Genomic DNA, 24,981 nt, shown 5'->3' on the forward strand with positions numbered 1-24,981 from the left:
TGCGGCCGTCGACCACGATCACCTCGTGCACGTCCTCGGGGATGAGGGCGAACACGTGCGGCAGGTTCTTGGCCTCGTTGAAGGTGGGGACCACGACGCTCACGCGCGGCGCCGTGGTGCGGACCGGGCCGGTGTGGGCGCGGGGGTGCTGGACGACCTCGGCCGAAGGCCGGACGTCGATGACGCTGCTCTTCACTTCTCTCATTCCTCAGTCCTCGAGTCGTGCGCTGCAGTGATGACGACGTCCGTGGACGTCGATGACGACCTGTCGGGGGTGCGCGACGGCCGGTGGCCAGGCGCGCGGGGACCTCGGCTCGGCGCTCCAGGGGTGCTCGGGGCACCCGCGCTCAGCCGGAGGAGGACGAGTTCAGTCGGGGCTGCTGCCCGGATCGTCGGCCCCGCCGACGACCGTCGTGGGGACATCCACCCAGGGGAGGGCGGGGGTCCCGACCGGGAGGACGGCGATCTCGGCGCCCAGGATGGCGGCCGGCAGAGCCGACTGGCCGTTCTGCTGCCCGGAACCGGACGCGTAGGTGCCCGAGGCCGCCGTGGTGCTGCACGGAGCCGCCGGAGGAGCCGCCGGTGGTGCCGGCGGCGGCGCGACGGGCGGAACCGGGCTGGGGACGTTGACCGGCACGTCCTGCACGTCGGCGACGACGGCCGGCGGCGGGCCCGGGGGTGCGACGGCGGCCGCACGGGCCACCGGGGCGGGCGCGGGCGCACCGCTGTCAGCGTCGGCCGCGGGAGCCGGCCCGGCCCGGGGGTCGGCGTCGGCGACCGCAGGCGAGCCGAGCGGCTGCGGGGCGGCGGGGGGCTGCGGGCAGGTGACGGCGACGACCGTGGGGACGTCCTCGGTGACGACGGCCGGCTGCTGGCCCGCCTTGTCGCCCGCGAGCGCCTCCGCCGCCGCCCCGACCTGCTGGGTCGCCAGCTGGTCGGCGGCGGCCTTCTCGGCCGCTGCCTTGTCCGCGAGGGCCTTGTCGGCCGCTGCCTTGTCCGCGAGCGCCTTGTCCGCGAGGGCCTTGTCGGCCGCCGCCTTGTCCGCGAGGGCCTTGTCCGCGGCGGCCTTGTCCGCGAGCGCCTTGTCGGCCGCCGCCTTGTCCGCGAGGGCCTTGTCCGCTGCCGCCTTGTCGGCCGCCGCCTTGTCCGCGAGGGCCTTCTCGGCGGCCGCCTTGTCCGCAGCGGCCTTCTCGGCGGCGGTCTTCTCCGCCGCGGCGACCTGGTCGGCCGACGGGGTCGCCGGCGCGGGAGGGGCCGGGACGGGCACGACGGGGTCGGCCGCGGGCTGCTCGACGGCCGGGCTCCGCGGCTCCTCGGCCGGAGGTGGGCCGGGCTCGTCGTCCGACGAGGTCACGGGCACGCAGACGAACGGGAGGACGCCGTCGGGGTCCTCGGCCGGGACCTCGTCGTCGGTGCAGGCCACCGGAGGCCCGTCCTGGGACCCGGGCTCCTCGGCCGGGTCGCCGCCCTGCGACCCCCGGTCGTCGGCGCCGGGCGAGCCCTGCTCGCCGACGGCGGCGGGCTGCGCGGGGGCCTCGGCTCGCGCCGTGTCCGCCACGACGACCAGGAGCGTCCACAGGCCGGCGGCGAACAGCAGGCTCAGGAACAGCCGGCGGGTGCGGGAGCGGTGGGGCGCAGGCCGAGGGCACGGCTCGGCGAGGCCGACCGCCCCTCCCGGGCTCCCGCTCATCCGGTCCACTGCTCCCCCGCCACGCCCGCACGGACGGCGACATGGCTGGTGACCTGGCGTCTGGCCTGAGGTCACCCGGACGACCCTCCGGGGAGTGACGGGCTGCGGCAACCGATTCAGCAGCGGTCTCGCGGGACGCACCGGCGTGTCTCACGGTGCGTAGTCGCTCCCGCCGTCTGAGCAGCCGCTTCCTGCCGCGATCGTGACGCTGCGCACAGACCCCGCAGGTCAGGCGAGCAGGAACGAAGCACCCGGCTCGGGGGTCAGGCGGCGGCGCGGTCCTCCGCCCGACGACGGCGCCGGTCCCGGAGCGCCCCCAGGTACAGCAGCGGGCCGACGGCCACTCCGAACAGCTCGCGGCGGCGCGCCCCGTCCGGCCGGGCGGTCTGGTCGCCCATCCGTTCACCGGCGTCCGTGGGGATCGTGACGAGCCGCCGGGCACCGGCCAGCACCCGGCGCAGCACCTCCCCGCGGGTCTCCGAGGCGAACAGGTACTTGGCCACGAAGGCCGACAGGCCGGTGCCGTAGCCGTACATCTGGGTGAGCAGCGCGGCGTCGTCCGCCCGGTGGTGGTGCCACACGATCGCGGAGGGCTCGTAGACGAGGGCGCGACCGCTGCGCAGCACCCGCACGAAGACGTCGATGTCCTCCCCGCCGCGAGTGCGCGTGCCCGCGCCGAGCGCCTCGTCGAAGCCCCCGAGGGCGCGCAGGTGGTCGCGGTCGAACGCGAAGTTGGCGCCGGTGCCGAACAGCCCGGGGCTGTAGGGGTACAGCGCCGAGGGGTCCCGGTCCTCCGCCAGGTCGTAGAGCCGGGGCTCGGTGCGGGAGGACCACGCGGCGGCGCGGGCGTCGAAGTACGCCTCGGCGGCGCTGGAGATGTCCGCGGTGCACACCAGGCCGGTCACGCAGGCGACGTCGTCCCGCCGCCGGAAGCCCTTGAGCACCCCCTGCACCCACAGAGGGTCGACCGACACGTCGTCGTCGGTGAACAGCACGTAGCGCCCGCGCGCCTCGGCCAGGCCGCGGTTGCGCGCGTAGGACAGGCCGGGACGCGGCTCCCGGGTGTAGCGCACGCGCGGGTCGCGGGCGGCCACCGCGGCGACGAGGCGGTGGGTGCTCTCGTCGGAGGGGGCGTTGTCCACGACGAGGACGTCGACGGCCGGGTGGGTCAGCTGCTGCAGGTGCTCCAGGCAGGAGGCCAGGACCGGACTGCGGTCGCGGGTGCAGACGACGACGGTGACGAGCTCGTCGGAGACCACCCGGTTCGGGCAGCCCTCGCCCGCGGCGGCGGGGCGCTCCTGCACCGGGAGCGACTCCTCGGCGAGGTGGGCGGCGATGCGCGGGGCGAACTCCGCGGCGGCGCGGCGCACGACGGCGTCGACGTCCAGGCCCATGGCCGGCAGCGGCGCCTCCAGGTAGCCCAGCGGCTCGCCGTGCAACCGGACGAGGACCCGCGCCTCGTGCTGCCCGGACGACGGGGTGACCGCCCGCGGCGGAGCGTTCCCGGAGAGCTCGAGCTCGCAGCACCACGTGCCGGTGACGTCCTCGGCGGGCAGGCGCACGGGGCACCCCCTCACTGGTCCTGGCCGGACCTCTCGTCGGGAGAGCGCCGTCGCTCCACCCCGACGGTAGGCGGGGTTGCGGAGCTCAACTACTCCCCGACGATGGTGTCACCGACCTCACACCCCCGCGAGGTCAGCCGCGGGCGATCCCGGGCAGCCGCTCGGGGACGTCGAGAGTGGCCTCGTCCGCCACCCGGCGCAGCCGCCACGAGGCGGGCAGCACCAGGCGCGGCGCGACGCCGACGAGGACGGCGACGAGGAAGGCGACGCCGGCGAGGGCCTCCATCGACTCCTCGAGGAAGGTCGCGGGCAGGACCCACTGCTCGGCGACGACGGTCGAGACCGCCGAGAGGCCGACGGAGGCGAGGGCGTAGGCCGCGAGGCAGCCGAGCACGCGGCGCCGGTCGCGGCGCTCGGCCCGGCTGACGAAGGCGAGGACGGCGAGCGCGCCGCCGGCGATCGCGGCGCTGACCACGGTGGCATTGATCGGGCCGATCGCGCCGGAGAGCCGGCTCATGCCCTCGGCGTGCACGGTGCTGCCCGCCTTGACCAGCGCGATCGCGCCGGCGACGACGCCGACGGCGGCCCACCAGGTGCGGCGGCCGGGGATGCGGGCGGCGCCGGCGAGAGCGGCCACGGCGGCCGCGGCGAAGAGCGCGGCGACGAAGGCGCGCGGCATCGAGTAGGGGGCGTCCATCGAGAGGACGCGGGCGGCCGTGCCGCTGGCGCCGGTGAGGTGGGTGACGTAGCCGGTGGCCTCGAGGAGGACCGCGGCGGCGGCGAGCCCGACGCCGAGCGGCGGGAGGGGGATCCGGCGGCGGGCGGTGCGCGGCTCGACCGCGCCGGCCGGCGCCAGGCCGGCGCGGGCGTCGGCCAGGCGGATCCCGCGGCCGACGACCACTCCCACGGCGAGCGCGACGAGCGCCCAGACGATCAGTCCCCCGATGATCCAGAACCACACGGGTTCGTCATCGGCAGCAGCGCCGCCCGCCGTGACCCCTGGTCACCCGACCGGGTGACGGCTCAGGAGCGGGCGGTGCCGAGGGCCGCGGTCGTCAGGGGTGCGTCGACGCCGGAGCGGACGTCGGCCAGCCGGATGCCGCGGCCGAGCACGACGGCCAGGAGCACGGCCAGCACAGCCCACACGGTCACGACAGCCACCAGGATCCCCACGCCTCCGACATCGGCAGGGGGCGTGCCGGTCGGTACCACCCGGGAACGTGACCTGGGACTCAGCCCGCGCGGCGGCCGAGTGCCCGGTAGCTCCAGCCGGCCGCGGTCCAGGCCTCGCGGTCGAGGGCGTTGCGGCCGTCCAGCACGCGCTTCCGGGCCACGACCTTGCCGAAGGCGACCGGGTCGAGGTCGCGGTACTGCTGCCACTCGGTGAGCAGGAGGACCAGGTCGGCCCGCTCGGCGGCCTCCTCGGGCGTCGCCGCGTAGTCCAGGTGCGGCCACTCCCGCTGCGAGTTGGCGATGGCGGCCGGGTCGGTGACGCGGACGACGGCGCCCTGCAGCTGCAGCTGCGCGGCCACGTTGAGCGCCGGGCTGTCCCGGATGTCGTCGGAGTCGGGCTTGAACGCCGCCCCCAGCACCGCCACCCGCTTGCCCAGCAGCGACCCGTCGCAGACCTCGCGGGCCAGCTCCACCATCCGGATCCGCCGGCGCATGTTGATGTTGTCCACCTCGCGCAGGAACGTCAGCGCCTGATCGGCACCCAGCTCCCCGGCCCGCGCCATGAACGCCCGGATGTCCTTGGGCAGGCAGCCCCCGCCGAACCCCAGGCCGGCGTTGAGGAACTTGCGCCCGATCCGGTCGTCGTAGCCGATCGCGTCGGCCAGCAGCTTCACGTCCGCGCCGGTGGCCTCGCACAGCTCGGCCATCGCGTTGATGAAGCTGATCTTCGTGGCCAGGAACGAGTTGGCCGCGGTCTTCACCATCTCCGCGGTCGCGTAGTCGGTGGTCACCTTCGGCGTCCCGCGGGCCACGATCGGGGCGTACACCTCGTCCAGCAGCCGCTCGGCGGTCTCCCCGGCCGGCGCCTCGGGCAGGCCGTACACCAGCCGGTCCGGGTGCAGCGTGTCGTGCACGGCGAAGCCCTCGCGCAGGAACTCCGGGTTCCACGCCAGCAGCGCGTCGGGGACCTTCTCCCCCACCATCTCCGCCAGCCGCGCCGCCGTCCCCACGGGCACCGTGGACTTGCCGACGACGAGGTCCCCGGGCTCGAGCACCTGGAGCAGCGACTCGGCGGCCGCGTCGACGTAGCGCAGGTCGGCGGCGTACTCACCGTGCTTCTGCGGGGTGCCGACACAGAGGAAGTGGACGGTCGCGCCGGCGGCGTCGGCGATGTCGGTGCTGAAGTCCAGCCGGCCGGTGGCCAGGGAGCGGGCGAGCAGCTCGTCGAAGCCGGGCTCGTAGAACGGCGTGGTGGCGTGGCACAGCGCCGTCACCTTCGCGGCGTCGACGTCGATGCCGACGACCTCGTGGCCGAGCTCGACCATCGACGCCGCGTGCACGGCACCGAGGTAGCCACAGCCGATGACCGAGATCCTCATGGACTCCCCACTCCCGGGACACTTCCCGGCGCCGATGCCGGAAGTCGCAGGTTACGGGCGGGGACGGCGCCCGAGCCATCCCACAATTTGAGGGGATCCGTCAACCCGACCGAGGTCAGAGACCGGGACGGACGACACCGCAGCGGCAGGCGTAGAGGCTGGCGGAGCTGAACGCGTCCTCGCCGACCCAGCGAAACCGGTGCCAGTGACCGCGCGCGGTCGCGCGCGGTCGAGTGCGGAGCGGGGTGGGCACGACCCCATCCTGCCCCGTACTCGCACCGCGACGGAAGTCGCACAGCCTGCGACGGAACGCCTGGCAACCCCTCCGTGTCACAGGTCCCCCGGATTGGGGACAGCCAGGTCACAGGTCGACCCGGTGTACTGACCTCGTGACCGGGATCCTGCTGGCCGTGGCGGCGTGGTGCCTCCTCGCGCTGGCCGGGGCCCTGGTCGTCGGCCGGGGCATCCGCCTGGCCGACCGCAGGGAGCCGGAGCCGGCCCTCTCGTCCCCGGCGCCGACGCCCGCCCTGCCCTCGCCCCGTACCCCCTCGTCACCTGGGCGGACAGCTCACCCCTGCGGGTAGCAGGGGCTCGTCCCCGCACGTCGCCGTCCCTACGTTCGGCCGCACGGGCAGGTGGACGGGGGACCGATGAGCGCGATCACGACGGCGGGGCCGGACGAGCAGGCCGACGACGCGGCTCCGCCGCTCCCCCGACGGCGCCGCACGCTGCGCAAGGCGCTGATCAGCCTGGGGGTCCTCGGGCTCGTGCTCGCCCTGCTGGCCGGCGGCAGCCTCTGGTTCCTCACCGAGCGGTACGCCGGCAACATCACCCGCGTCTCCGACGTCTTCCACGGACTCGAGGACGGGTCTCGACCGGCGCCGGCCACCCCCGCGCAGGAGGCGAGCGCCGAGCCGGCCACGTTCCTCCTCGTCGGCTCCGACACCCGGGCGACGGCCGACGACGGCGTGGCCACGGGCGGCCGCTCCGACGCGATCATGATCGCCCGCTTCTCGGCGGACCGGGAGCACGCGCAGCTGGTCTCCATCCCGCGGGACTCGTGGGTGGACATCCCCGGCCACGGCCGCGACAAGATCAACGCCGCGTACGCCCTCGGCGGACCGACGCTGCTCATCCAGACCGTCGAGCAGCTCACCGGCGTCCGGATCGACCACTACGTCGCCATCGACTTCCAGGGGATCGTCCAGGTCACCGACGACCTCGGCGGGGTTGACGTCGTGGTCGCGGCCACGACGAGCAACGGCCCGTACTCCTTCCCGGCCGGCGTCAACCACCTCGACGGCGACGAGGCGCGGTGGTACCTCGGCCAGCGCTACGGCCTCCCGGGTGGCGACTTCGACCGGGTGCGCCGGCAGCAGCAGTACCTGCAGGCGCTGTTCGGCCAGTTGTTCAGCTCCGACACGTTCAGCGACCCCGGCCGGATGGACGCCGCCCTGCGGGCCGTCACCAGTGCGGTCGCCGTCGACGAGGGGCTGGGCAACGGCGACATGCTGTCCCTGGCCTACTCGCTGCGCGGCCTGAACCCGGAGAACGTGGACTTCTTCACCGCGCCGGTTCTCGGGACCGGCATGGAGGGGCCGGCCAGCGTCGTCTACCTCGACGACGTCACGTGCGAGCGCATGTGGACCTACCTGCAGAACGACTCGCTGTCCCAGAACGCCGCCGAGTTCGCCGACCAGGCCCTTCCCGACGTCCCCCGCTGAGCGCTGCCCTTCCACTGGGCTCACCGCTCACGGCAGCCACGTGGGCACAGCCACGCGCGCCGAGCCCTTGGACACGACGGAAGATGCAGCCGTGGACTTCCTGATCGGGTCGACGTGGCTGTCCGTGGACATCTGGCTCGGTGAGCACGGTCCTGTCCTGGCTGCGGCCGCCCTGACGGTCCTGCACACGCGGCTCGAACACGTCCGTGGTGGGCTGCGTCCGACCATGCGGCCCGGTTCGTCCCGCTCCTGACCGCCGGCCACGGGTCCGCCTCACCCGCTCGGGTCACTCGGTCCGCGCAAGGGCCTCGATCGCCAGGGCACGCCTCTAGCGTCGTGACGTGCGCATCCTGTTCGTCTGCACGGGCAACCTCTGTCGTTCTCCGCTCGCCGAGGGCCTGGCCCTCGCATGGGCGCGGGAGTCGCTGGCGAACAGCCCCGAACTGGCTGTGGTCGACATCTCCAGTGCCGGCCTGGCCGCTGTGCCGGGACGTGAGATGGATCCGCACGCTGCGGAGGCCCTCCGCCGTCACGAGGCTCCCCACCCGGTCTTCCGGTCGCGCCCCTTCTCGTCCGAGCTGGCCGAGGATGCCGACCTGGTGTTCACCATGACGCGCGATCAGCGCAGTGCGGTGCTCAGGGCGGTGCCGCGGGGTCTGCGTCGGACCTTCACGCTGACGGAGGCTGCCGCTCTGCTCTCGCACGCCGACCGGACGGGGCTCGCCCTCATGCCCCTCACCTCACGAGCCAGGGAGCTCGGTCGTCGCCTCGACGTGGCCCGAGCGGGACGGACCACGTCCGACCAGGACGACACACCTGATCCCGTGGGCAAGACCGCTGCGATGCACGACTCCGTCGCGGTCAGGGTGGCCACGGCCCTGCGCCCGCTCGCAGACGTTCTCTTCACCAGCGTCCGGAGTGAGCTGCGGACGCCCGAACCCGTCTGACGGCCGCACGGTCAGGTGCGACGGGCCGACGTCAGCGCTCTCCGACCTCGGGATGGGACAGCATCGGCACGCAAGGCCGCGATCCCCCCGAGGACCCCGAGCAAGGCCACGGCGATCTCCTCGCCCACCTCCTCGTGGACCTGGAGACTGAGGCCGATCGGATCTCGGATGTCGTCCTCGACCCCGCTCTTCCTGCGCGACCGAGCCGCAGCGAGCTCGCGGACGTACCTGTGAGCCCGCTCCGCGAGTCCGTCCCCGCCGATCCTCGGCCCCTTCTCGACGAGTCGAGCGAGGTCGGCGGCCTCGCGGAGGGTGAACGTCCGCGCGAACGACCGGGGGGCGCTCTCGAGCACCTCGCGACGGTGTCGACGCGTCATGGTGAGCGTCAGATCGGCCTGAGCGGCCATGTCGCCGACGAACTGCCGGGCGCGGAAGCCCTCGGAATCCCCACCCAGACCGCGCAGGACGAGCGCGCTGAACGGGTGCATCGCAGAATCCACCACCGCGTGCACCCCGGCACTGCTCAAGCGAACGAGGTGGGAGTCGTCGAGCATGACCTCGTCGAGGTACGCACGGCCCAGTCGCTCGGCCAGAGCCGACCGACAGATGTTCCCGGTGCACACCAGCAGAACGGTGAACACGTCCTGACCAGACCTACGACGGGCCACCAGGCCATTGTCGCTGCTCAGTACGCGCCGGCTCCACGGAGGACGGCGCCTGCGGTCTTCCACAGGATCATGAAGTCGAACGTCAGCGACCAGTTCTCGACGTATCGGACGTCGATGCGGACCGAATCGTCCCAGGAGAGGTCCGACCGACCGCTGACCTGCCAGAGACCGGTCAGACCCGGCTTCACGAGGAAGCGCCGGTGCATGTCGAAGCCGTACTGATCGACCTCGGTCTGCAACGGGGGTCGCGGGCCGACGAGGGACATCTCGCCACGGACGACGTTGATGAGCTGGGGCAGCTCGTCCAGGGAGTACCGCCGGAGGATCCTGCCGATCGCGGTGACTCGCGGGTCGTCCTTCTTCTTGAAGAGGACCCCGTTCCCATCACTCCGATCGGCGAGGTCCTCGACCATCCTGTCGGCCCCGACGACCATGCTGCGGAACTTCAGCATCGAGAAGGTCCGACCGTCCCGGCCGACCCGCTCCTGCTTGAAGAACACCGGTCCGCGGCTGGTGAGCTTGATGATCGACGCAATGGTCACGAGGACAGGGGCGAGGAACAGGATCCCGATCGCCGCACTGCCGGCGTCGAAGGCCTCCTTGGTCAGCCGTCGCACACCAGTCAGTTCCGGTCGCTCGACGTGCAGGAGAGGGAGTCCCGCAACGGGACGGATGCTCACTCGAGGCCCGACGACCTCCGTCACGGCCGGCGCCAGCAACAACTCTGCGCGGGTGTCCTCGAGGCCCCACCCGAGCCGGCGGAGGGCGGGTCCGTCCAGCTCGGGCGATGGCAGGACCGCGACGGTGTCCACCTCGTAGCGGTGGACCAGGTCCACCAGCTCGTCGAAGCCACCGAGCACGGGCAAACCGTCGAAGACCTCGGCGTCCGCGCCATCCGCCCGCGGCAGAGCGCAACCGATCACGCGGTACCCGTGATGGGCGTCCCGGTCGATCTGGGCGTGGAGGGCCTCCACGCCTGCGCGGTGTCCCACGAGGAGCGTGGTCTGCTGGAAACGCCCGTGCCTGTGCTGACGATGCAGCCACCGCCGCTGCGTGAACCGCTGGAGCAGCGTGAGCATGGCCGCCATGGGGAGGGCCAGGACCACGAAGCCCCGTGCGACCTCGAGCTTGAAGGCCCACGAGACGGTCCCGACGGTCGCGAGCAGGAGGGCGGCCGCGGAGAGGACCCTGCGGAACTCCTCGGGACCCACCCAGAGATAGCGCTCCTCGTAGGTCCGGGCAACCAGCATCGCCGCGACCCAGATGACGGGCAGTGCGAGAGCGACGGCGAGGGAGACGTCCTCGGTGGCGACGCCGGGCGGGCCGAACCGGACCACATAGCCGACGGCTCCAGCGACGAGCGCGCACAGAGCATCCACGCCCACGATGCGACGGACGTACTCACGCCGCCACGCGCGCCGCGCCACGGTGCCCTCGCCCCGCAGGCGGGAGGCCGGAAAACGCGCAGAGAAAGCCTGCCGCTGCGCAGCGTGACGGACTGAACCGTCACGCTCCTCGAGCATGGAAATAGGAGACCCCCGCAGAGACATCGAGGCCCCGTACCTCGATGAGCGATCAGACGACCAGGAACTCAGTGGTTCTACCGGTCACGAGAAAGCTACCGGACACACCACGAGACTCACCAGGCTCGCCTGGGGGCCGACTCGCCCTCGAGGCCATGACATGACTCACCTTGACGGACCTGCCGCAGAGTGGCGCCCCTGGCCGTAGGCCGGTCCGTATCCATAGGCAGACGCGAGTTCTGTCTTCGGAGGGACCATGCTGAGGATGACTCCGAGATGTCTCGCGCCGACACGGTCGAGAGTGGCGGCGGCCTGCTGCAACTGGTCCTTTCGAGTGCTCCCGTAGCGAACGGACAGCAGCACAGCGTCCATCGACACGGCCAGGCCGGATGTGTCTGCGACCGGCAGGAGTGGCGGCGCGTCGACGAGCACGAAGTCGTTGTCGCCCCGGAGTTTGTCCAGCAAGGACAGCATGTGGCTGGAGGCCAGCACTTCACCGGGGTTCGGGGGCATGGGTCCGGAGGCCACCACTCGCAGGTCCCTGTCCCCGTACCGCTGCACCACGTCCTCGAGGTCCGCAGTGCCGGCGAGGATGTTCGTGAGGCCCACATCGCCCACGAGACCCAGGTAACGCGTGACCTTGGGCCTGCGCAGGTCCGCCTCGATGACGGTGACCCGGCGTCCCGAATCGGCGAGTGCGAGCGCGAGATTGACGACCGCCGTGGTCTTGCCCTCCGACGGCATGGCGCTCGAGATCATGATGACCTTCGGAGGTTCATCGACGTCGAGGAACTGCAGATTCGTGCGCAGCTGGCGGTAGTCCTCGACGCCTCGCCCCTCGCCCATGCGATCGATGGTCTGGTTCTTCTCGAGCGCCTCGCTGCGGAGCACGGTGCCGATGACCGGAACGCCGGTCAGCGCCACGACCTCGTCCGGCTGCTTGACCGAACGATCGAAGTACTCGCGACCAACTGCCGCGAGGGCACCCGCCAAGAGCCCGCACGCCAGACCCAGAGCGATGTTGCGCAGCGGGTTGGGCTCGCTGGGACGGGCGGGTATGCCGGGGCTGTCGGTGAGCGCGACTCGAACCGTGGACTCCGTCGCGTTGGCGGGAGTCTCGAGCTCCTCGACGAGGTCGACGAACTGCGCCGCCAGGGTCTCGGCGATGCGCTGCGCCTGTTCTGCCGACTCGTCCGTCACGGACGCCTCGATCAGCACCGTCTCCGGCACAGGCGCCGCCTCGATTCGGCTCCGCAACGACTCCGTCGTCTCGTCCAGGTCGAGTTCATCCACGATGCGCCCTGCCAGCAGGTCCCCCTGCAGCAACTCCGAGTAAGACGCCACGCGTTGCTGCGCGAACTGACTTCCCTGGAAGACCTCCGTCGTGGAGCCGGAGTCGGTCGTGCTGACGAAGAACTGCATGTCCGTCGTGTACTGGCGGGTCGCCGCCAGACTCACGACGACGGCGGACACCACGCCGACTGCGAGGCCGAGACCGACCATCCACCACCTGACTCGAAGCGCGGTGAAGACACTTCTCAGATCCACGACCATCCCCGTTCTCCGCCCTGCGCCGTCTCCTGGACGACGTGGAGGCATCGCCTGCCGCACACGGAACACATCACGACCACACCGTCATCGGACTCGAGCCTTCTTGGTTCTCCGACGCGCTCCCACGGCGCCCGGCAGCAGTCCGATCGTGGTGACCACGCCTCGGGCGTACCTGGGCAACAGACGAGGGGACTGCGCGGCGCGCCACAGCCACTCGCCTCCGAAGCGTTGCACCGCCGCTGGCGCTCGTGACTCGTCCCCCACGAGGAACCCGAACCAACCTCCGCAGGTCAGATAGAGGCTGGGAGGCAACGACGGCAGGTTCTCGGTGACCCACAGTGCCTCCTTGGGCATCCCCATCCCGACGAAGACGACGTCGGGCTGCTCCTGGGCCAGCACGTCCAGCACGGGTTGCCAGTTCGATCGGTACCCGTGGCTCGACACGACGCATCGTGCGTCGTGAAACTCCGTCAGGCGCTCAGCTGCACGGTCGGCCAGGCCCTCAGGGCCACCGATGACGCCGAAGGTCACCGTCCTACCAGCGACGGACCGCAGTTCCCGCAGGACCGCGTGCGCGAGGTCGGTCGTGGGCGCCCGCTCGATCCGATTCGAGCCGGCCAAACGCGCCACGAGCACCACGGCCGCACCGTCGGCACAGAGCCATTCCGCCTGGTTCACGGCGTCGACGAAGGCCGCATCTCGGCGCAGGTTCAGGCCCCCCACGTGCAGGGAGAACACCCGGATCGGGGCGGCCCGGCGCACCCATGCCTGCACCAGGTCGCGCGTGAGTTCATCCCTGCGCGCGTCGACCACACGAAACGGGCCGACATCGACGACGTCGATCACGAAGTTCCTCATCTCCCGGCCGCGATCCGCTCGTCTCGGGGCTGCCTACGGTCGCGGACGCGGACACCCCTCGCTCGCATGGCTCGCCGGCCAGGGATCGCGCCAGCGGATGACCGGCCGGATGCCGCTCTGGGTTCGCCTGCCCTGGGCTCTGCTCGGGTCCCCGGTTCACTTCCGCCGGTTGCTTCGGCCGCGACCATCGTCGACACCATGACCACGAGGACCCAGCCGAACTGCGATGCGAACGACTGCTCGTCGATCGCGTAGAACAGCAGGCACATCGAGACACCGGCCGGCCACATCGCCAGGACGCTGGCCGATCCCACCACCTGGTGGGCGGCCCGCCCGGTGGCCCCGATCAGGAGCAGGAGAACGAGGACCAGCCCGACGATCCCCACCTGCGCCAGGTGATCCAGGTACGCACTGTGCGCGTGGTAGAAGGGGAACCCGGCCTGGACCCACATCGTGTCGGTCAGCGGCACACCACCCACCCACAGGGCACCGAAACCGTGTCCGAACCACGGGGACTCGGCCACGTAGCGCTCGACGATGGCCCAGATGACGCTGCGCCCGGTCAGAGTCGGGTCCCGGCCGAACAGTTGGCTGACGACATCGAGGTTGAACGGCAGCCACAGGGCGAGCGCGGCCGGCGGGATGAGCGCCCCTCCGACCAGGAAGCGGCGCCGACCAGCCGTCTTGGCCCGCGAAGCGACGATGAGAGCCAACGTCGTTGCGGACGACACGAGAACGACAGCCAGGCCGGTGCCGCTCTGGGTGGAGAGCAACGTCCCGAGCGCTAGGAGAGCCCACGTCACGTGCCGCCAGCGCTCGCCGGTGGAGGCGGCGTCGGTCGCCGCCACGAAGAAGGTGATGACGAGGATGACGCAGAAGAAGGCGGCGACGTTGCGCTGGACGAAGACCCCTTCGAAGGCGCCGGTCTGATACACGTCCTGAGTTCGGCCGATCTGGGGCGCCACCCAGTAGACCGCCCAACTCAGCACGAGGAGGGCCTTCCCGGCCGACATCAGTGCACGAAGGGAGCCGCGGGCCCCGACCACCCGGGTCATGACAGCGGCAGCGACGGTGATGAGAACCGTGAGGAACGTGTTGCGCGCGGTCAACGATGGCGCGATCGACCACAGGACCGACGCGGAGAACCAGCCCAACACGACGATGAGGGAACGGCTGACGTACATCGGCGCATCAGTCGAAGCGGCTTGGCACAGAACCGCCGCAGAGAGCACGAGCAGAGTCCAGTAGCTGCCCGGATAGGGCGTGGCCGCCACAGCGGTGAGGTAGGCGGCGAAGAGGAACTCAGACGTCCTCTCGACGGGCTGCTTGGAGGAGCCGGCCGCCGCCACTACGACCGCTCCAGCGTCGACTCGCGGGGGCTCCGAGCGCCTCCACGGAGGCTCGTCCCGACCACTCGGGCCAGGAGGAGCAACCACAGGACGGCGGTCGCGACGGAGATCGCCGCCAGCGCCCAGACTGCGGCGAGTGCTCCACTGACACCGGCCGCCACCGCCACCAGGGCGAGAGACAGGGGTGCGATCAGGTACCGGAAGCGCACCTGGCGCTGCACCTCACCGAGCACCCGCAGCGCTATGCCCAGGCAACCGCCCGCTATACCGCCGGCCAACTGCACAGCCAGGGGCCAGACGAACGGGCGCGCCTGCTCCCATCCCTCGCCGGCGAGCAGCCCCGCCCAGTTCGCCGGCAACAGGAAGACGGCGCTCCCGTACAGGAGTGCTCCGACCGTCGCGACAGCCGCGATGGTGCCGGCCAGGCGGGCTACGTCAACGGGCTTCCCGCCATGCCTGCGGGCGAGCAGCGACTGCAGCGTCGACAGGAGGCCAGTGGTCACCATCGTCACCGGCCCCATCCAGATCTGTGCCTTGCGCAGGTAGGCCAGATCGGTCGTCGACGTGAGAGCCGCCAGGAGCACCAGGGCCCCCTGAGCCGACGCCTGGAGCAGCCCGAAGTCCTGGACCAACGCGAACGCCAGCCGCCGGTTGTCGCTGAGCCACCTGCCTGGGCGGCCCGGGCGCGGCGGACAGTGCGCACGACATGCTCCGACGACCACCGCAGGGACGGCAGCGAGTCCCCACACCAGGACTCCGACGTGCGCGCCCATCGGGCCGTCCTGCGCCTGCAGGACGACCAGCATGCCCGCGATCCCCGTTGCGACCCAGCAGAGGTTGTTCAGTAGTGAGTCCGCTATACGACCCTGCGCGTACGCGATCCATCGATAGTGGTCCTGGAGCAGGACCACCGGCAGAACCGCACCCCCGGCCACGACCACTGCCACCCAGTCGCCATCGCCCCCGCTCTGTCTCAGCGCCAGTCCGCAGAGCATGGTCAGGACCCCGACGCACGCACCCAGGACCAGCACAGAGGTGGTCGAGTCGCGCCGGTCCCTCGCTCGGACGTCCGGTGACTCAGCAGCTCTGAGGACGAGGACGTCACCATGTGCAGCTCTCGAGAGCCCGACCGCCAGGATCAGCAGGAGCAGGATCGTGGTGAAGGCACCGAATCCAGGGATGGTCATCGAGTGCGCAGCCACGACACTGATGCCGAGGTTGCCGACGCTGGGCAGCGCCGAGTCTCCGATTCCCAGCGTGAGACGCCAGAGCGTCCCCGACCGACTAGCCACGGTCAGGGTCCTCCTGCGGTCCGAGATCACGGCCGCCGGAGCCGCCGATCGACGTGCTGCTGCGACACCGACGAGGTGACTGTCCCGCGGCCGAACTGCGGTCGGGTCGGCTCACCGAGCACCGCGAGTGGCAGGTCGACGCCGGAGGCGCCCCAGCCCGAGGTCGGCCCGGCGCCGCAGCGCGTCCGGCACGAACCAGATGGCGAAGAAGCGGGCGACTTCGAAGGGCCGGACGGTGCCCGTCCGGGCCATGGCCAGAATTCCCACGAGCAGGGCCAGCCCCCCTTCCCGCTTGGCGCTCCGAGCCACCTCGGTCAGACAGAACGCGCCGAAGGCCCGCTTCCCCAACTCCTTCCGACGGAGAAGGGCCCACCCGAGGGACATGTGCCACGTCGACGTCGTCGACACCGAGATCCTGCTGCTCGGAGCGTGGACGATGACGACAGGGTCGAGCAGGACCTCGAAGCCCGCGCCAGCCGCCTCCAACTGCAGGAACCAGTCGAACTCCTCATGGGTTGGCAGGCCCTGAGGAAGGGGATGGGCCGCTGCCAAGGCGCGCTTGAGCATGAGCGTCGGGACGGCGAGCATCCCCTCGCCTGGCTGGGTCCGCACGAAGAGGTAGTCGGCGACACGCTCATGGGGGGAGATGGCGCGACGCGGGTAGACCTGCGACGACTCATCCACCCGCCACTCGACCGCGGTCGCGAAGAGGGTGTGGTCCCTGGCCGCACAGCGCTGGACGACCGCCCACTGGCGCTCCAACTTCTCGGGCAGCCACTCGTCGTCGTCGTCGAGGAATGCGACCCACTCGCTGCGTGCCGCCGCGACCCCTGCATTCCGAGCCGCCGAGGCACCACGGTTGGTGTCCAGCGCGAGCACGTGCACCCGGTCGTCTCCCCCTGCGCCGAGCGCCTCCGCGGTAGCCGGGTCCGGGCCGTCGATGACGACCCACACCTCGGTCGGCATCAAGGTCTGCGAGAGCACGCTGAACACCGCCCGCTTGACGACGTCGGGACGCCCTCGCGTCGGGATGACCACGGCGATGTCCGGGCGCTGCACAGATGTCCCCCTCTCTTGACCGCATGACGATTCTTGGTCTCGCCGGCTCTCGACGCAGCGAAGCCCCTGACCCGGACTCGGCGGACCGCTCCACGCACAGTGGGCGTCCGATCCGTTCGTAGCCGGAGTCGACGGTATCCCCGAGGCAGATCCCGCCTGCGATGGACGTGATGACGCATGCCTCCATCTGAGGAGTCGGGTGATGCGGGCTCCTCCGCGGGACATCGTGCGCACCACTCCACTCTCCGGCGCACGGGCGGTGGCCCGTCCACGCGCGCTGGGACCGATGGGTGCTCCCGCGATCACCAGGACGTCAGGGCGCCGTCTCCCCCCATCGGTGCAGACGACCGCACTCGACGGGAGGCAACCCCCCGACCGGTGGCACCATGCGCAGCGACATCTGCACCCCGACCCACCACACAGACACCGCTCGACCGGTTGCTCCTGGGTGGCGCACTCAGCGGCCTGACCGCTCGGCTGGTCGAGGAGCGCACCGAGAAGGCGGGACAGCAGCACGTGCACTTTCGACCGCTCGACATCCTGCACATCACCGACAACCTCGAACTCGGTGGGTCGCAACTCGTGCTCGTGGACCTCGCCAACGAGCAGGTCGCCAGAGGGCACAGTGTCGCCGTCGCCGCCGGGCCGGGCGAACTGTGGACGGAACTCCACCCGGACATCGAGCGCTTCGACCTCCCCGGACGCCACCTGCCGCTACCGCGCGCACTACTGGCCATCCGCCCCCTCCTCCGTCACCGCCCGTGGAGCGTCGTCCACACGCACCAACGAGGGGTGTCCGCCGCGACGTGGTTGGCGAGAGGGAGGCGTCCCCTGGCTCACGTAGAGCACGTCCATGCGATCTTCACGCCTGCGAGTCGGCGGTTTCTCTCCTTTCGCGGACAGGCACTGATCGCGGTCGGCGGAGGTGTCGCGAGCATGCTCATCGACGAGTACAAGCGCCCCTCCGGCCGAGTCTTCGTCGTGCGGAACGGCGTGCGCGACCACGGCTTCCGACGGTCTCGCGGAACGCCTCCCGGGGACGCCCTGAACCTCCTCAACATCGCCCGCGTGGACGAGAACAAGAACCCCGCGAGATTCGTGGAGATCGTCCAGGAACTCTGCGAGCAGGGAGTTCCCGCACGAGGGCGCTGGATCGGGGATGGCCCCCTCCTCGGACACGCCCGAGGACTGGTGGCCAGGAAGGGACTGGAGGCCCGAGTGAGGTTCACGGGAGCCGATCGGCACGCAGTCGCAGCCTTGGCCGAGTGCGATCTCTTTCTGCTGACCTCCCGCCAGGAGGGCCTCCCACTGTCGGTGATCGAGGCCTGCGCCGCCGGCGTGCCCGTTGCAGCCCCCGATGTCGGCAGTCTCCGAGATGTCGTCACCGCAGGTCAGAACGGGTGGCTGTACGGCGCCGACGAATCACCTCGAGGGATCGCTGCGATCATCAGCTCGGCCTGGCGAGAGCGAACCACTCTCGAGACCCTCGGCGCGCGCAGCCGGGAGGTCTATGAACGAGGTTTCCGGATCGACCGCGTGGCGAACGAGGTCCAACACGTCTACGACGCGCTACTCCGCTGACGTCAACTGGACGACGTCGCTGCGAGCGGCATGGGTGTCGTACCACCCGGGCAGCGGCCGTCTGACTACTCGCGAGATGGCCTTCAGTGCGACGAACCCGATGCGCGTGCGCTGGAGCAGCGACTCGTCGCCGAGGAGCCTGTACTCGGCGAAGACGCGCGCGTACCTGCGGAGCACCTCGGGACGGTCCACCCATCCCTGCAGGTCGGCGCCGAACGGCCCGGAGGAGTGTTCCTCGAAGTCGTGCACGAAGGCTGCACCGCTGCGCGTCCGCCCTCGGAACTGGCGCAGTCGGCGGTGCACGCCCTCCTGCTGGACCGCAGCGAACTGGTCGAAGCCGAGATCAGCCAGGAGGTCGATCTCCTGCACGAGTCGCGACCAGTTCTCCTTCTCGGACTCGATGGACACGAAGGCGGGCTTCGGCGAGAAGCCCTTGAGCACCTCGAGACAGAAGAGGTCGGCGCCCTCGATGTCGATCTTCATGTACCAGGGCATCCCGTGTGAGCGGATGACCGCCGAGAGATCGACTCGCGGCACCTCGACGCGGACACTCTCCCCGCGGTTCGCGTTCCGCTCTGCCCACTGAGGTTGCGTGGTACCCCACACCGTCTTGGTCGGGTGCACGTAGAAGGAGACCGAGTCCCCCGGGCTGTCGGAGATCGCACCGTGGAGGATCTCGAGCCTGCCGGCGTCGATCTCCTGCGAGAAGCGCCGCGTGTTGTGCGACAGGAGGTCGGGGTTCGCCTCGAAGGCGAGAACGCGATAGCCCTTGCGGAGGTAGAAGGCGGTGTCCTCGCCGAGGTGCATGCCCACGTCGTAGACGAGGTCGTCGTGGAGCGGTACTGCCTGCGTAGGGTGCTCGCCGGCTCCTGCGCAGACATCCGGCACGGATGGTGGCTCGAATCCCTCAGGCATCGACCTTGCCTCCTCGCAGAGTCGTGCGGGCCGCTCAGCCCGAGGCGCTCTGTCGGCCACTGATTGACGGAGCTCCGCCCGAGGAGTCTCCGACACGGGCGCACACCGCACATCTCGACGGTGCGGTGCCGCCCGAGGGGCCGCAGCACGCGTCGTCCCCCCACACACCGCTTCCTCGGAGCTCGGGAGCGTCAGACAGTCGCGAGTCGACCACCGACGACGACGACGGTCACGTTGTCACGGGCGCCGACGTGTTCAGCCTCGGAGGTGAGTGCTTGCGCGATGTGGGGGTTCACACCTGCCGCCATCGCCTGAGCCAGGCGGCCGTCGTCGAGCTCCCCGGTCAGGCCGTCGGAGCAGGCGAGGAAGTGCTCACCGGCCACGATCGGCAGCAGTGCGACGTCGGGTTCGCTGCGCGCGCCCACCCCCAGAGCGCGGGTGATGATGTGCCGCTGCGGGTGCGTGGCGGCGCTCTCGTCGGAGATGTAACCGGCGTCGATGAGCTCCTGCACGACCGAGTGGTCCGTGGTCAGCGGCTCGAGCTGCCCGTCGTGCCACCGGTAGACGCGCGAGTCCCCGACGTGGAAGACCGCCCACTGAGGGCCGTCGCCCTCGTCGACGAGCGCAACCCCGGCGACTGTCGTCCCGGCACCGGCGGTGTCCGGTCCGCGGAAGGCACGGATCTCACCGTCCGCCCGCAGCAAGGCGAGGCGGATCTTCTCCACCGTCGTCGTCTCCGACCCGGTCAGCGCGCGCAACGCCTCCACGACCGTCTCGGCGGCTGCGGCACCACCCGCGTGTCCGCCCATGCCGTCGGCCACGGCGAAGACCGGCGGCTCGGCGAGGAACCTGTCCTGGTTGTCCTCGCGCTGCCCCGTCACGGTGGCGGCCCCCCACGTCAGCTCGACCGGCGCCATCCACACTCCACAACACACATCGACGACAGAAGGACCCACGGGGAAGGCGGGCGCGACGAGCCTAGAAGGTCTCGAGCCAACTGGCAGGACACGCGCGGGACCGGCGGCAGCGCCGGGTCGATCAACCCCGCCGGAGGCGAACGGGGACGCGCCTCCGAACACCCCCCGGCCACCGATGCTGTACCGCTCATCGCCAAGGCCGGGCGGGGCTGCTCGCACCGGCCAGAGACCGGCCCCTCAGCGGCGCAGGTCGCGGGCGAGCTGCAGTTGCCGCCGGACGTCGAAAGCCAGCAGCAGCGCGGCCAGCAGCGCGATGACGCCGGCCGCCAACGCGACCCGCGTGCCCAGCGAGCCGCCCACCCGCCCCCAGAACACGGCGGCCCGAACGTCCAGCACGACGACGAGCACCAGCACCGCGTACATCGGCACGGTCAGCCACAGCGACCGGAGGCCGCGGGCGCGGGACACGTCGGTCAGCCGAACTCGCCGACGTGCGCGGCCAGCGAGTCGTCGCGGAGATAGCCCCACAGCGCGGTGGCGCGGTTCTCGTCGAGGTGCTGCACCGGCTGTCCGCCCTCGACGCCGGACCCGCCGACCGGTGCGCTCACGAACTCCGGCGCGGCCACGCCGCGGAGGTCCCACGCCGTCGCCACGAGGTCCTCGTCGGCCAGCGAGTCGTCCACGCGCAGGGCGCTCGTGACCGAGCCCAGCAGGTCGGTCAGCCGGCCCAGGTCGGAGAAGGCCCCCAGCTCCCCGATGCGCGCGAACAGCGCCTGCACGACCCGCTGCTGCCGCTCCGGCGCACCCGGACGTGTCGCGGCGCTCTCGTCCCGGACGTAGGCAACCGCCGCGGCACCGTCCATCCGCTGCGGCCCGGGGGCGAAGTCGATGCCACGGTTGCGATAGGCCTCGGGGACGTCGACGGTGATGCCGCCCAGCGCGTCGGTGACGGTGACGAAGCCGGAGTAGTCGAGTTCGGCGTAGTGGTCGACGCGGACGCCGGTCAGCGTCTCCACGGCCTGGACCGCGCCCTGCGGCCCCGCGGAGCCGAACGCGGCCTCGAGCGTCGCCTCCTGGCCCGCCACCCAGGTGTCCAGGGGGAGGGAGACGACCTGGAGGTGTTGGCGGTCGCCGGTCAGGCGCACCAGCAGGGCCGCTTCGGCCCTGCTGGCACGCGTGTCGACGTCCTCGGGGTCGACGCCGACGACGAGGAAGGTCAGCGCGTCCGCGGCGACGGCCGGCGGCGCCTCCGGGCGGGACTCCTCCGGCGGGAAGGCCTCGCCGACCCGCCCGACGTCCTCCGCTGCGGTGTCGACCTGCTGCGTCCCGAACCCGATGACCAGCCCGGCGCCGACGACGAGGACGCCGAGGAGAGCGATGAGCACCGTGCGGAGTCGCGAGCGGTGCGCGCGGTGCCGATGCCGTCGGCCCCCTGGCGCGATCACCGGTGGGGTCACCTGGGAACCGTCGGAGGAGGCCGGCGCCTCGTGTCTCGGCCCCCCGTTCGTCACTCGACCATCGTCGACGTCGTCATGCATGATCGCCACAGAGTGCAGTCAGTTCCTCACGGTGGATTGACAGCCGCGCCGAGACCGCGGTTCATCGAGTCGGACGGCTACCGTCGTCCGGTGCTCCGCTGGCTGTTCGCCGCCGTCGTCGCCGGCATCCTCACGGTCTTCGCCTTCCTGCTGGTCACCGGCGAGTACCTCAACGACGGGCCGGTGCTGTTCCGGGTGACAGCGGAGCACGGGGTGCACAAGGGCGACGTCTTCGTCGTCTGCGGCTGGGCGGCCGGGCTGCTCTCGGAGGCCGGCCTGCTGGTGGCCACGCGCCGGCGTTAGCCCTCAACCGGCCCGATGTGGGTGCCGGCGCAAGATCGACCAGCCGCGGCGGAACCTGGCGCAGGTGCAGAGCGCGCAGTCGCTGCCGGACCGGTAGTGCTCGTGGGCCGTACGGCCGTGACCGCAGCCCCCGCAGGCGGGTCCCTCGACGGGCGCGGGTCGCACCGGGGCCTTGACCGGGCGGAGGTGGGAGCGCGGACGCTCGTCACCCGACGCCGATTCTGACGTCGGTTCCTCACCCGGAGCGTGCACTGCAGGGGCCCTCTCAGACATCCGTCGCCCGGGGGGCGTCCGTGGGACGCCGTGACGGTAAGCGGCGCAGGGGTGGAGGTCAATCTGAGACAGCGCGGAACGGTTCAGTTCTGAACGTTCCGACTGCGCCGTCACAGGGGGTCATCACGACGCCACACCACTCGATCGCGGGCGGGCTCGCGACCTCGCTCGCCTGCGCCGCCCGCCGGCCACCCAGCGGGCAGGTGAGTCGGCAGCGGAGTGGTCACGGGTCATCCTCGGAGCGACACCGTCGTCACCGGGTACCACCCGTCCGGCCGCGTGTCCGCGAGGGGCAGCGCGATGCGGGTGTCCGTGCTTCGCTGCGCAACGCCGAGGAAGAGGTCGTACGTGCCCGCGGGCACACCGGTCAGCGGCAAGGCGTCCCGGACGACGTGCTGGTCTCGCGGCAACCACTCCGACACACCGTGGTCCGTCTGCCACGTGGCCACGACCGCGCCTGCCTCGTCCGCGAGTGCGTAGGCGAGGACGAAGTCCTGCCCCATCCGCGGGTAGGCGCGGGCGTTCCCGGTGTTCGTCCACGTCGTCTCGACATCGAGGCGCTCACTCGTGCTGACGGACGGCGGACTGCTGACGCGAGAGGGGTGGTAGCGGTAACCCAGCGGGCTCACGAGGCGCTCGAGCGCGCTCCGGTCCGTCATCACGGCGTTCTCGTGCAGGAAGCTGGCGCCCATCCCGCGAAGGGTCTGCGCGGCGGCGGCCTCCGCCCCCGCCGGGGGCGGCCCTGCAGCTTCGAACACCACGGGTGCCGTTCGCCAGATGTCGGTGACCCCGTAGCCCATGAGCGCCAGGACCTCGAGGTCGGCGTGCCTGGTGAACAGCGCGTCGTTCCGGAAGCCGACGTGAGGGTAGTGCGTCGCGACGTAGCGACTGCTCGCCCAGATGCCGCCGTAGGGCATGAGCAACTGGGTCGTACGGAACCCCGGGTGGGCATAGAGCAGAGTTCCGTCCGACACGCCGTCCTGCTCCACGACTCGGGCCGCCCCTGAGCCACCGACGAACATGTGCACCAGATGGCGGCGCGTCGAGGAGTCGACCGAGTCCGCGAGGCCGGCTTCGTCAGACGCATCGGTCAGGTCGTTGGCCTGCCACTCGTTGAACAGGCCGTAACCCGAGATGTCGATGAAGGCGATGCGGGGGTCACCGTCGTAGCGCTTCGCCAGGGCGTCGACGAAGTCTCCCCAGTAGCGCTGGTAGTCGCGATCCCGGTAGTCCGGCTCTCGCTCGGCGGTCTGGCGGATGACGACGCCCCGGTCGAGGGCCCACGGTGGCACACGGTGCGTGCCGTAGGGGGCACCGTTCATGGTGTAGACCCGGAACGAGCCTCGCTCCCCGCGCTCCGCACACTCGGCCAGGAACGTGTCGATCGGAGCCCAGTCGAAGACGCCAGGGCCAGGGTTGAGGGTCGCCCAGTCGAAGCCCCCCTGAGCCGGGTGCTCGCCACGCCGGTACTCCGTCGACTGCGGGAGCGCTCCCGAATCGTGCGTCCATCCCTGGTATCCCGTTCCGGGGTTGGCCAGGTAGTCAGGAGACTCAGGGAGAAGGGTGACCGTCCGGGAGGGATCGCTGCCCGCAGGCGCCGGCACGACGGAGGATGCTGCGGTCGGCGCGGTGGAAGGTGCCGAGGCCGTAGGCGGTGCCGAGGCCGTAGGCGGCGCCGACGCCGTGGGCGGTGCCGAGGTCGACGACGCTGGGCTGGTCGAGCGTGAGTCCGCCGTTCCGTGCCCGCGACCCCGGTTCGCACCCGGCACCGCCCGACCCCCCGGGGCGGACTCCGTCCGCGCGGGCTGGATCGTAGACACACCACCCTCGTGGCGTGCCCGGTCCGACGCGGTCCCGGTCGAGGCGCTGAACCCCCCTCCGACGAGGAGGAGAACCGCCATGGCGGCCGTCCACGCGACGACACGGGGCCACCGGCGGGCGCCAGGCCGCTCCACAGCCGAGGCGCCCGCAGTCACTGATCCTGTCGGGACAGCGACGGCGTCGGACCTGACCTCTTCGTCCCCGTGGCCGTTGACCGAATCGTGCCGAGTTCTCACTGCGCCATCGTGCGTCGGTGAGTACGGACCGACGGGGATGCGTGGTTGCCGGAGTGCTTGAGGTGTCCATCGGGAAAGCTGTGGCTCCCCATCCGCCTTCTGTGGCCTCAGAGACAGGGACCGCCACCTCGCCGTGGATGCACCGCGCCCGGCCGAGACCTAGGTCCACAGAGTGCGGGAGATGCGGGGGGATCGCGGCGACGGCAGGCCATCCGCGGGGCCCACCGGACCGTCCGGGAGCCACGTCGTCGGCGCCGCCGGACCGTCCGACCCCGGTCCCGGCCGTGGCACCCCGGCCAGCTCGGCGCGCAGCGCGGCGGAGAACCGGCGGGCCGACCACAGGGCCGGCACCGTCGGCGGGTCCAGCGGGATGCCGAACAGCCGGGGGGCGCTCGACCAGGTGCTCCGCCACCGTCAGGTACCCCGCCGACGGTCCGCGGCCAGCTCCTGCCAGCTCACCCGCAGCGCCATCTGGCGCACCAGGCCGCCCGGGCCCGACGCGACGTAGCGCACGCCCGAGCCGTCGGCCCGCGTCTCGGTGATCGTCGTGCGCAGGTACCGGCGGGCGGCCTCCGCGGCTCGCCGTCACCGTGCCCCCGTCAGCCCCCGGACCGACGTTCGC

General features: G+C 71.5%; 21 protein-coding genes and 1 pseudogene. 4 read left to right on the forward strand and 18 right to left on the reverse strand.

Features of this window, described 5'->3' with window-relative positions; translation table 11 throughout:
* The 6 genes and pseudogenes from PGN05_RS21120 to PGN05_RS21145 all read right to left on the reverse strand — a co-directional run.
* Positions 1-205, reverse strand: a pseudogene (locus PGN05_RS21120) (glycosyltransferase family 2 protein); the annotation flags it as partial.
* Positions 206-367: 162 nt separating this feature from the next.
* Positions 368-1,690: a histone H1-like repetitive region-containing protein gene (locus PGN05_RS21125; RefSeq protein ID WP_419754544.1), complete on the reverse strand. Its 1,323-nt coding sequence runs from the start codon at positions 1,688-1,690 to the stop codon at positions 368-370.
* Between the two features lie 263 nt (positions 1,691-1,953).
* Positions 1,954-3,252, reverse strand: a complete 1,299-nt coding sequence (locus PGN05_RS21130; RefSeq protein ID WP_419754545.1) for a glycosyltransferase family 2 protein — start codon at positions 3,250-3,252, stop codon at positions 1,954-1,956.
* Between the two features lie 133 nt (positions 3,253-3,385).
* On the reverse strand, positions 3,386-4,213 hold the full coding sequence (locus tag PGN05_RS21135) for a hypothetical protein (protein ID WP_419754546.1): 828 nt from the start codon (positions 4,211-4,213) through the stop codon (positions 3,386-3,388).
* Between the two features lie 62 nt (positions 4,214-4,275).
* Complete coding sequence (locus PGN05_RS21140) at positions 4,276-4,404, reverse strand: hypothetical protein (RefSeq protein ID WP_419754547.1); 129 nt, start codon at positions 4,402-4,404, stop codon at positions 4,276-4,278.
* A gap of 80 nt (positions 4,405-4,484) precedes the next feature.
* Positions 4,485-5,804: a UDP-glucose dehydrogenase family protein gene (locus PGN05_RS21145; RefSeq protein ID WP_419754548.1), complete on the reverse strand. Its 1,320-nt coding sequence runs from the start codon at positions 5,802-5,804 to the stop codon at positions 4,485-4,487.
* Between the two features lie 650 nt (positions 5,805-6,454).
* Here PGN05_RS21145 and PGN05_RS21150 point away from each other — a divergent pair.
* Both PGN05_RS21150 and PGN05_RS21155 read left to right on the forward strand, forming a co-directional pair.
* Positions 6,455-7,528, forward strand: coding sequence for an LCP family protein (locus PGN05_RS21150; RefSeq protein ID WP_419754549.1), 1,074 nt, complete (start codon positions 6,455-6,457; stop codon positions 7,526-7,528).
* Positions 7,529-7,869: 341 nt separating this feature from the next.
* Complete coding sequence (locus PGN05_RS21155; protein WP_419754550.1) at positions 7,870-8,475, forward strand: hypothetical protein; 606 nt, start codon at positions 7,870-7,872, stop codon at positions 8,473-8,475.
* Positions 8,476-8,486: 11 nt separating this feature from the next.
* On the opposite strand, the gene PGN05_RS21160 is transcribed toward PGN05_RS21155, so the two are convergent.
* The 7 genes from PGN05_RS21160 to PGN05_RS21190 all read right to left on the reverse strand — a co-directional run bounded on the left by PGN05_RS21160 (position 8,487) and on the right by PGN05_RS21190 (position 16,775).
* Complete coding sequence (locus PGN05_RS21160; RefSeq protein ID WP_419754551.1) at positions 8,487-9,116, reverse strand: hypothetical protein; 630 nt, start codon at positions 9,114-9,116, stop codon at positions 8,487-8,489.
* A 44-nt stretch (positions 9,117-9,160) separates the two neighbouring features.
* Positions 9,161-10,666: a sugar transferase gene (locus PGN05_RS21165; protein ID WP_419754552.1), complete on the reverse strand. Its 1,506-nt coding sequence runs from the start codon at positions 10,664-10,666 to the stop codon at positions 9,161-9,163.
* Between the two features lie 165 nt (positions 10,667-10,831).
* On the reverse strand, positions 10,832-12,220 hold the full coding sequence (locus tag PGN05_RS21170; RefSeq protein ID WP_419754553.1) for a polysaccharide biosynthesis tyrosine autokinase: 1,389 nt from the start codon (positions 12,218-12,220) through the stop codon (positions 10,832-10,834).
* 81 nt (positions 12,221-12,301) lie between these two features.
* Complete coding sequence (locus tag PGN05_RS21175; protein ID WP_419754554.1) at positions 12,302-13,063, reverse strand: WecB/TagA/CpsF family glycosyltransferase; 762 nt, start codon at positions 13,061-13,063, stop codon at positions 12,302-12,304.
* An 8-nt stretch (positions 13,064-13,071) separates the two neighbouring features.
* Entirely contained in the window at positions 13,072-14,424 is a 1,353-nt protein-coding gene (locus tag PGN05_RS21180) for an O-antigen ligase family protein (RefSeq protein ID WP_419754555.1), read from the reverse strand.
* Positions 14,424-15,716, reverse strand: a complete 1,293-nt coding sequence (locus PGN05_RS21185; protein ID WP_419754556.1) for a hypothetical protein — start codon at positions 15,714-15,716, stop codon at positions 14,424-14,426. Before PGN05_RS21185 ends, PGN05_RS21180 begins: the two co-directional genes overlap by 1 nt.
* 111 nt (positions 15,717-15,827) lie before the next feature.
* Positions 15,828-16,775: a glycosyltransferase family 2 protein gene (locus PGN05_RS21190; protein WP_419754557.1), complete on the reverse strand. Its 948-nt coding sequence runs from the start codon at positions 16,773-16,775 to the stop codon at positions 15,828-15,830.
* A gap of 438 nt (positions 16,776-17,213) precedes the next feature.
* On the opposite strand from PGN05_RS21190, the gene PGN05_RS21195 reads away from it, so the two are divergent.
* Complete coding sequence (locus PGN05_RS21195; protein WP_419754558.1) at positions 17,214-18,356, forward strand: glycosyltransferase; 1,143 nt, start codon at positions 17,214-17,216, stop codon at positions 18,354-18,356.
* On the opposite strand, the gene PGN05_RS21200 is transcribed toward PGN05_RS21195, so the two are convergent.
* The 4 genes from PGN05_RS21200 to PGN05_RS21215 all read right to left on the reverse strand — a co-directional run bounded on the left by PGN05_RS21200 (position 18,345) and on the right by PGN05_RS21215 (position 21,573).
* The gene (locus PGN05_RS21200) at positions 18,345-19,271 is read right to left on the reverse strand and encodes an FkbM family methyltransferase (protein WP_419754559.1); all 927 of its coding nucleotides are present in this window, start codon (positions 19,269-19,271) and stop codon (positions 18,345-18,347) included. The two genes, PGN05_RS21195 and PGN05_RS21200, sit on opposite strands and share 12 nt — an antisense overlap.
* Before the next feature lie 191 nt (positions 19,272-19,462).
* The gene (locus PGN05_RS21205; protein ID WP_419754560.1) at positions 19,463-20,188 is read right to left on the reverse strand and encodes a PP2C family protein-serine/threonine phosphatase; all 726 of its coding nucleotides are present in this window, start codon (positions 20,186-20,188) and stop codon (positions 19,463-19,465) included.
* Positions 20,189-20,425: 237 nt separating this feature from the next.
* The gene (locus PGN05_RS21210) at positions 20,426-20,656 is read right to left on the reverse strand and encodes a hypothetical protein (RefSeq protein WP_419754561.1); all 231 of its coding nucleotides are present in this window, start codon (positions 20,654-20,656) and stop codon (positions 20,426-20,428) included.
* Positions 20,657-20,661: 5 nt separating this feature from the next.
* Positions 20,662-21,573, reverse strand: a complete 912-nt coding sequence (locus tag PGN05_RS21215) for an LCP family protein (protein WP_419754562.1) — start codon at positions 21,571-21,573, stop codon at positions 20,662-20,664.
* A 243-nt stretch (positions 21,574-21,816) separates the two neighbouring features.
* On the opposite strand from PGN05_RS21215, the gene PGN05_RS21220 reads away from it, so the two are divergent.
* Positions 21,817-22,029 carry a hypothetical protein gene (locus tag PGN05_RS21220; RefSeq protein WP_419754563.1) on the forward strand — a complete coding sequence of 71 codons (213 nt, stop codon included), beginning with the start codon at positions 21,817-21,819 and terminating at the stop codon, positions 22,027-22,029.
* 503 nt (positions 22,030-22,532) lie between these two features.
* Here PGN05_RS21220 and PGN05_RS21225 read toward each other — a convergent pair.
* The gene (locus PGN05_RS21225; RefSeq protein WP_419754564.1) at positions 22,533-23,906 is read right to left on the reverse strand and encodes a DUF4832 domain-containing protein; all 1,374 of its coding nucleotides are present in this window, start codon (positions 23,904-23,906) and stop codon (positions 22,533-22,535) included.
* Positions 23,907-24,981: the final 1,075 nt, after the last annotated feature.

Origin of the sequence: Geodermatophilus sp. CPCC 206100 (assembly GCF_048569675.1) — a bacterium.
In the GTDB taxonomy this organism is placed as follows: domain Bacteria; phylum Actinomycetota; class Actinomycetes; order Mycobacteriales; family Geodermatophilaceae; genus Geodermatophilus.

Coding starts and splice junctions, on each gene's coding strand:
- PGN05_RS21125 (WP_419754544.1), bottom strand. CDS start 1,690: ATGAGCGGGAGCCCGGGAGGGGCGGTCGGCCTCGCCGAGCCGTGCCCT.
- PGN05_RS21145 (WP_419754548.1), bottom strand. CDS start 5,804: ATGAGGATCTCGGTCATCGGCTGTGGCTACCTCGGTGCCGTGCACGCG.
- PGN05_RS21150 (WP_419754549.1), top strand. CDS start 6,455: ATGAGCGCGATCACGACGGCGGGGCCGGACGAGCAGGCCGACGACGCG.
- PGN05_RS21165 (WP_419754552.1), bottom strand. CDS start 10,666: ATGCTCGAGGAGCGTGACGGTTCAGTCCGTCACGCTGCGCAGCGGCAG.
- PGN05_RS21170 (WP_419754553.1), bottom strand. CDS start 12,220: ATGGTCGTGGATCTGAGAAGTGTCTTCACCGCGCTTCGAGTCAGGTGG.
- PGN05_RS21200 (WP_419754559.1), bottom strand. CDS start 19,271: ATGCCTGAGGGATTCGAGCCACCATCCGTGCCGGATGTCTGCGCAGGA.
- PGN05_RS21205 (WP_419754560.1), bottom strand. CDS start 20,188: ATGGCGCCGGTCGAGCTGACGTGGGGGGCCGCCACCGTGACGGGGCAG.